We start from the raw sequence: 7,702 nt of genomic DNA on the forward strand, positions 1-7,702 counted from the left end.
TCCATGAAAATTCGCGTGCTGTCCGATCTGCATCTCGAATCCGACCAGCCGGAAATCATTCCGCATGCGGACGCCGATCTGGTCGTGCTGGCAGGCGACATCCACAATCACGCCGAAGGCCTGCGCTGGGCTGCCGAAACATTCGACGGCGCGGTGCCCGTCGTCTACGTGCCGGGCAACCACGAGTATTACGACGGCGAGTTCGGCGCGCTCGAAGCGGCGATGCACGACGCCGCCGCGAGCGTCGACAACGTGTACTTTCTCAACAACGCGACGCTCGTCGATCCGCTCGGACAGTGGCGCGTGCTCGGCACGACGCTGTGGACCGACTTCGATCTTTACGGCAACGATGAAGATTCGCGTGCCGCGTCGATCGCGGCGGCCGAGCGCGTGATGCTCGACTATCGCGGGCTGATTCAGGTGACATGGACAGCGGGAAACGACTCGAGTGGCCAAGGCGCGCTGCAGGACAACACGCCACGCAACCTGACGCCCGCCGATACCATCGCGCTTCACCGTCACGCGCGCGCGTGGCTGGAAGCGGAACTGGCGAAACCGTTCGCGGGCAAGACGATCGTCGTCACGCATCACGCGCCGCACCGGCGCAGTCTCGCCGAGCGTTATGCGGACGACGTCGTGTCAGCGGGCTTCGTCAATGATCTGCCGTCGCTGGTGCGCGCGCCCGTGACGCTGTGGGTGCACGGGCATACGCATACGGCATTCGACTATGTAGAAAACGGCGCGCGCGTCGTGTGCAATCCGCGCGGCTATCTCGACCGGCGCACGCGCGCGCTCGAAAACGCGGCGTTCGCGTGGAATAAGGTGGTCGAAATCTAGAGGTGCTCGAAATCCAGGCTCGTCGAGAGCTGGAAATCACATGCCGCTACTATCGCGCGGGCGCCGCGCTGGCCGCTCGACGCGAATCGGCACGAGACGCGGCTGCGGCCGCAGGCGTCGCAGCAGATCGCGCGACGCTGCAACGCCAATCAGTCCGAGCATGACGGCGACGCCGATCATCAGCAGATTCGTATCCATGTTGTCCTCTTCGATTCCAGATATGCTTGCGTGCCGAAAGATGCCGGCCTTGAATGACACGTTAGCAAACCCGATGCCGCGAGGAAGTAAGGAAGTGTTGCGACGCGACAGCGGGATGTAACAGTCCGTCAAAAGGCTGCTTCACCCATATCGCGCCATGCACGCGCTATTTCAAGTGCGCGCGAACTTGCGGAGTTCGGCCTGATCCGCGGCGAGCGTCGCCGGCAGTTCGTCGCGCAGAAACTCGACCCACGTGCGGATCTTCGCGTCCAGATACTGCCGCGACGGATACAACGCGTACACGTTCATTTCCTGCGAGATATATTCCGGAAGAATCCACACCAGTTCGCCGCTGCGCAGGCCGGCAATGGCCGAATAGATAGGCAGCACGGCGACGCCCATGCCTTCGCGCACCGCCACGGCCATCGCTTCCGCGACGTTGATCTGGAAGGTGGATGCGCCCAGATGCAGCGTCTCCTGCCCGTTCGGGCCATCGAAGGTCCATTCGTCGGCGGGCATCACGGGCGTGATCATCTGCAGGCAGGTGTGGCCTCGCAAATCGGACAGCGTCTGCGGCACGCCGCTGCGCTCCAGATAATCCGGCGACGCGACAACCACGCTGAACGCGCTGCCAAGGCGCTGCGAGACGAGCCCCGAATCAGGCAAACTCTGCGCGAGCACGACCGCGACGTCATAGCCTTCGTCGAGCAGATCGGGCATGCGCTGCGCGAGCGTCAGTTCCAGATGCACGTCGGGATAACGCTGCTGATAGCGGCTCACGGCGGGCACCACGTAGTGCTGGCCGAAGCTCGTCATCGCGTGGACCTTCAGCTTGCCCGACGGACGCGCGTGCGCGTCGCTGGCCTCGGCTTCCGCCTGATCGACGTACGCGAGAATCTGCTCGCAGCGCTGCAGATAGCGCTCGCCCGCCTCCGTGAGCGCGATACGGCGCGTCGTGCGGTTCAACAGACGCGTGCGCAGATGCGCCTCCAGATCGGACACGGCGCGCGACGCATAAGCCGTCGTCGTGTTCAGATGCTGGGCCGCGCCCGTGAAGCTGCCTGCTTCGACGACGCGGACAAATACGCGCATGTTCTGAAGCGTATCCATGATTTACACCCAAATCTTTCAGTACGGGAAGGATTGTTGCACGATTTGGAAAGACGATTATCTCATTCTCCGTAAGTATGCGTTACACCCTTGCGGGTTATTCGCTAATTGATCAAAAAATATAATCCCCTACAAGGTTCTATAGTCATTTGGGGAGCAAATCGTGCAGTTTCCGGTAACAAAAGGGATCGCCGCGCTGTCGGTTCTTACGATCTCGTTGATAATCGCCGGCTGCGCGAGCACGGGACACATCGCGCCCCAATCGACCAGCACTGAGCCCGCCTCGCTGGACGTCGGCGCCGCGATCCGCGCGGCCAATACCGATGCGCAATGGCCCGCCGCCGACTGGTGGCGCGCCTATAACGATCCGCAGTTGAACGCGTGGATCGAACAGGCGCAGGCGGACAGTCCGACGCTCGCAGCCGCGCAGGCACGCGTGCGTGAGGCGCAGTCGTTCGCCGGCGTCGCGAAGTCCGCGCTGCTGCCGCAGGTGAACGGCAGCATGCAGATTCAGCGCAAGCAGTGGCCGGACAACGTCTTCTACGGTCCAGGCGAGCTGGCCGGCCAGCAGTCCTGGAACAACACGGCTGAACTCGGCCTGTCGTATCACCTCGATCTTTGGGGCAAGGACAAGAACGCCGCGGAGGAAGCACTCGACCTCGCGCACGCGCGCGCCGCCGACTATCGCGCCGCGCAGCTGGAACTCGAATCGAACATCGTGCGTGCCTACATCGAGATGTCGCTGAACTACGCGCTGCTCGATATCGCCAAGTCGACGCTCGAACAGCAGGAACAGGTCGCCGCGCTCGCCAACCGGCGGCTGAAAGGCGGCATCGGCACGCAGCTCGAAGTCGCGCAGGCGGAAACGCCGCTGCCCGAATACGAACGCCAGATCGACGCGATCGAAGAAGAAATCGCGCTCGGTCGCAACCAGCTGGCCGCGCTCGCCGGCAAAGGCCCCGGTGCGGGCGATTCGATCACGCGCCCGCAGATCGCGCTGTCCGCCTTCGCCGGCCTGCCGACGACGATGCCCGCCGAGCTGATCGGCCATCGCCCCGATATCGTCGCGGCGCGCTGGACGGTCGCCGCGCAGGCACGCGGCATCGACGTCGCGAAAGCGGACTTCTATCCGAATATCGATCTGCTCGCGTCCGTCGGCGGCTATGCGGCAATGGGGCCGCTGTTCGGCTTCCTGAAATCGCAGGCGGGCGGCTGGACGGCGGGCCCGGCGCTGTCGCTGCCCATCTTCACGGGCGGACGCCTGCGCTCGCAACTGGGCGCGGCTTCGGCGGGCTACGACGTGGCCGTCGAGCAATACAACCAGTCGATCGTCGGTGCACTGAAGGAGATCGCCGATCAGGTCGTGCGGATGCGTTCGCTCGATACCCAATTGAAGGACGCGAACCGTTCCGTCGCGACGGCGAACAAGACCTATCAGCTGGCGCGCGAAGGTTATCGGCGCGGCCTGACCGACTACGTGAACGTGCTGATCGCGCAAACGCAGCTGCTGCGCGCGCAGGAAGGCGTCGCGAAGGTGCAGGCCGGACAGTTGCAGGCGCACGCGACGCTCGTGACGGCGTTGGGCGGCGGCGTGATCGATCCCGCCGACGGTCCTTCACAAAAGGACGTGTTGCCCGCGCATGGCAAGGGCAAGAAGAGCGATGGCGCGAAACCGGACGACAAAGCCACCGCGAACGCGGTGAACAGCGCTTCGACCGGCACGCCGGCCGCCCACTGACTGGAGCGCCGCCGATGTCCTCGAACCCTTCCACGCCCCGCACGCCGCCGACGCCCAGCGCGCTCTACGCCGCGTTCGTCGACTGGGCGCGCACGGATGGCCGCACGTGGATCTACCTCTTCAAGGCGCTCGCCGCATGCTTCCTCGCGCTCGGCATCGCGATGAAGCTCGACCTGCCGCAGCCGCGCACCGCGATGACGACCGTGTTCATCGTGATGCAGCCGCAAAGCGGCATGGTCTTCGCGAAGAGCTTCTACCGGATTTGCGGCACGCTGATCGGACTCGTTGTGATGATGGCGCTGATCGGCCTGTTTTCGCAGCAGCCGGAGCTGTTCATCATTTCGACGGCGATCTGGGTCGGCATCTGCACCGCGGGCGCGGCGCGCAACCGCAATTTCCGCTCGTACGGTTTCGTGCTTGCGGGCTACACGGCGGCGCTGATCGGCATCCCTGCTTCGCAGCATCCCGATGGCGCGTTCATGTCGGCGCTGACTCGGGTTGCGGAAATCGTGGTCGGGATTCTGTGCTCGGGCGTCGTGAGCGCGCTCGTGTTTCCGCAGCACGCGGGCGAGCAGATGCGCAGCACGGTGCGCGCTCGCTTCTCGTCGTTCGTCGATTACGTGTGCGCCGCGCTTGCGGGCAACGCCGATCGCGCGCGCATCGAGGACACCAACGCGAAGTTCGTTGCCGATATCGTCGGCTTCGAGGCCGTGCGCAGCGTCGCCGTGTTCGAAAGCCCCGATTCGCGGATGCGCAACGGCCGACTATCGCGCCTGAACAGCGAGTTCATGACGGTATCGACACGCTTTCACGCGCTGCATCAGCTGATGAACCGCCTGCGTGTGTCCGGCGCGTCCGGCGCAGCGGGCGCGACGGCCGCCGTCGCTGCGCTCGAGCCGTACTTCCGCGAGATTTCACCGTTACTGAGCAAGTCGGGCCAGCCGGTGTTGACGGCCGCCGACGCATCGCACGCAGCCGCGCAACTGGAAGCGTTCAAGGCTGAGTTGCCGAAGCGCATGCGCGCGACCCGCGCCGCACTCGAAAGCGACGCCGACGTGCCACTGCTCGATTTCGATACGGGCGCGGAGTTGCTCTATCGTTTCGTCGACGACCTGCACGCGTATGCGGCAACGTATGCGTCGCTCGCTGTCGCGACACACGAGCGCGAGCGCTGGATCGAACGCTACGAGCCGAAGACCAACGGCATCGCGGCTGGCGTCGCGGGCCTGCGCGCGGCGATCGTGATGGCGATTCTCGGCGCGTTCTGGATCGCCACCGCGTGGCCGAGCGGCTCGACGCTGACGCTGAACGCGGCCGCCGTGTGTGCACTCGCGTCGTCGTCGCCGAACCCGACGCGCACCGCGTTCCAGATGGCGGCGGGCACGATCCTGTCGTCGACGCTCGCGCTGTTTCTGACGTTCGGCATCTATCCGCATATCGACGGCTTTGCGCTGCTGTGCGCCGCGCTCACGCCCTTCCTCGCGCTCGGCGTGTGGATGACGACGCGGCCGAAGCTCGCGGGTTACGGCGTCGGCTACTGCATTTTCTTCTGCTTTCTCGCGGGTCCGGACAACGTGATTCATTACGATCCGAGCGGCTTCATCAACGATGCCATTGCGCTCGCGCTCTCGATGCTGGTCGCGTCGATCGCGTTCGCGGTGCTGTTGCCGCCATCGACGCCGTGGCTGCGCAACCGGCTGCTCGCCGATCTGCGCGCGCAGGTGGTACTGGCGTGCCGCGGCCGGATCGGGCGTTTGTGGCGGCTACGCACGCGCTTTGAGAGCGGCGCGCGCGACCTGATGCATCAGATCAACGCGCTGGCCGCCAGCGAGCCCAGCGTGAAGCGCGACACGATGCGCTGGATGTTCGCGGTGCTGGAGATCGGCAATGCCGTGATCGACCTGCGCAGCGAGGTCACAACGCTGCCGCGCGATGCGCGCTATGCGCCGTCGATGCCCTGGCGCGTTAGTCTGCGCGCGACCTGCACGGCCGTGAGCTGCCTGTTCGAACGCCCTCGCGCCGCGCGCCTCGATAAAGCGCTGGCCGCGACAGCCGATGCGATCACCGCCGTCCAGCAGACGCTTTCGACGTTCACGCCGCCGCGCGACGAGCGCCATCAGTTGCAACGCATTTTGAGTCATCTGCATTTCATCCGGAGCGCGCTGCTCGATCCGCAATCGCCGCTGGCGCAAGCCAACGACGCGAGCGATACGAACAGCGATGCGCCACAAGGAGTTCGCCATGCCACGTGAGATTGCCGTTCTCGACGCCTACGTGCCCGCCATCGTGCTGCTGTTTATTGCGGGCGCCGCGATCACCTGGCTGCTCGACCGCGCGATAGCGTGGACGGGCCTGTATCGCGTCGTGTGGCACCCGTCCCTGTTCCGCGCGAGTTTGCTCGTGTGTGTGTGCGGCGTGCTGGGCCTCGCCGTTTATCGTTGATCCGAGTCGAATCATGACAATCAGAAACATCATTGGGTTTATCGCGACGGCCATCGTGTTCGTCGTCGCGATCTTGATCGGGCGTGCGCTGTGGGTGCACTACATGGACGAGCCGTGGACGCGCGACGGCCGCGTGCGCGCCGAAGTCGTCAACATTGCGCCCGATGTCTCGGGTGCCGTGGTCGAGCTGCCCGTGCGCGACAACCAGTTCGTGCACAAGGGCGATCTGTTGATGCAGATCGATCCATCGCACTATCAGATCGCCGTCGAGCAGGCGCAGGCTGCTGTTGCCGCGCGCAAGGCCGAATTGCAGATGCGGCGTGACGATGCGCAGCGGCGTGCGGATATGGATAGTCTCGTGGTGTCGAAGGAAAACCGCGAGAACGCGACGCATACGGCGTCTGCCGCCGAGGCGCAGTATCAGCAGGCGCTTGCCGCGCTGGATGCGGCGAAGCTCAATCTGGAGCGCACTCGCGTTGTGTCGCCGGTTGATGGGTATGTTACGAATCTGAATGTGTATCGCGGGGACTATGCGATTTCTGGTTCAGCGAAGCTGGCTGTCGTGGATAGCAATTCGTTCTGGGTGTATGGGTATTTTGAGGAAACGAAGCTGCCGCATGTGAGGGTTGGGGATAAGGCCGATATCATGTTGATGAGCGGGGGCACGTTGAAGGGGCATGTCGAGAGCATTTCCCGCGGGATTTATGATCGCGATAATCCGCAGAGCCGGGAGTTGCTGGCTGATGTGAATCCGACTTTTAACTGGGTGAGGTTGGCGCAGCGGGTGCCCGTGCGGGTGAAGATTGATTCTGTGCCTGAAGGGGTTCTGCTTTCGGCAGGGACGACTTGTACGGTTGTTGTTACGCCGTCTTGAGTTTTTGGTTGTCTGCGACGCTGGGTGGTTTGCTTCGTGTTTTCGCTGGCATCCGGGTTGGCGCCTTTGCGGCGCGGGCGGTTTGGGTCTGTCATAGATTTTGTGTTCAGGGCATAGCATGTAGCTCAAGGAGCATGTATGTCACGCAAACCCAAGACGACTACCGAAGCGCCGACAGTGTTACCGTCCATTCCGAAGGAACTGATCGATCAGTTCGTGAAGGGACCCATGACCGCCGAAGCGGTGCACGCCGCTTCAGCGGCATTCAAGAAGGCGCTGATCGAGCGGGCGCTGGGCGCCGAACTTGGACACCATCTGGGTTATCCGGCGGGTGCCGTGCGGCCCGAAGACGCGACCAACCAGCGCAACGGCAAGAGCGGCAAGACGGTGCTGACCGACGACGGTCCGCTGCGCCTGGAGATTCCGCGTGACCGCGACGGCAGCTTTGCCCCGATCCTGATTCCGAAGCACGAGCGACGTTTCACCGGCTTTGACGACAAGAT

Annotated in this window: 8 protein-coding genes; 6 read left to right on the top strand and 2 right to left on the bottom strand. The window is 64.0% G+C overall.

The features are described 5' to 3' along the window. Positions 1-3: 3 nt before the first annotated feature. Complete coding sequence (locus SB822_RS04445) at positions 4-837, top strand: metallophosphoesterase (protein WP_079499947.1); 834 nt, start codon at positions 4-6, stop codon at positions 835-837. Between the two features lie 36 nt (positions 838-873). Here the strand turns inward: SB822_RS04445 and SB822_RS04450 are convergent, their stop codons facing one another. Then, positions 874-1,035, bottom strand: coding sequence for a hypothetical protein (locus tag SB822_RS04450; protein WP_167306976.1), 162 nt, complete (start codon positions 1,033-1,035; stop codon positions 874-876). Positions 1,036-1,206: 171 nt separating this feature from the next. Beyond that, positions 1,207-2,145: a LysR family transcriptional regulator gene (locus tag SB822_RS04455; protein ID WP_007585433.1), complete on the bottom strand. Its 939-nt coding sequence runs from the start codon at positions 2,143-2,145 to the stop codon at positions 1,207-1,209. 163 nt (positions 2,146-2,308) lie between these two features. On the opposite strand from SB822_RS04455, the gene SB822_RS04460 reads away from it, so the two are divergent. The 5 genes from SB822_RS04460 to SB822_RS04480 all read left to right on the top strand — a co-directional run. Further along, entirely contained in the window at positions 2,309-3,883 is a 1,575-nt protein-coding gene (locus SB822_RS04460) for an efflux transporter outer membrane subunit (protein ID WP_090835371.1), read from the top strand. A 14-nt stretch (positions 3,884-3,897) separates the two neighbouring features. Next, entirely contained in the window at positions 3,898-6,135 is a 2,238-nt protein-coding gene (locus SB822_RS04465) for an FUSC family protein (protein ID WP_090835369.1), read from the top strand. Then, positions 6,125-6,325 carry a DUF1656 domain-containing protein gene (locus tag SB822_RS04470; RefSeq protein WP_007585430.1) on the top strand — a complete coding sequence of 67 codons (201 nt, stop codon included), beginning with the start codon at positions 6,125-6,127 and terminating at the stop codon, positions 6,323-6,325. Before SB822_RS04465 ends, SB822_RS04470 begins: the two co-directional genes overlap by 11 nt. 13 nt (positions 6,326-6,338) lie before the next feature. Continuing rightward, positions 6,339-7,199, top strand: a complete 861-nt coding sequence (locus tag SB822_RS04475; protein WP_090835368.1) for an HlyD family secretion protein — start codon at positions 6,339-6,341, stop codon at positions 7,197-7,199. Between the two features lie 138 nt (positions 7,200-7,337). Further along, the coding region (locus tag SB822_RS04480; protein ID WP_410854154.1) for a transposase at positions 7,338-7,702 on the top strand (365 nt) is incomplete at its 3' end.

It is taken from the genome of Paraburkholderia sp. SIMBA_054 (assembly GCF_046534875.1).
Taxonomy (GTDB): Bacteria; Pseudomonadota; Gammaproteobacteria; order Burkholderiales; family Burkholderiaceae; genus Paraburkholderia; species Paraburkholderia hospita.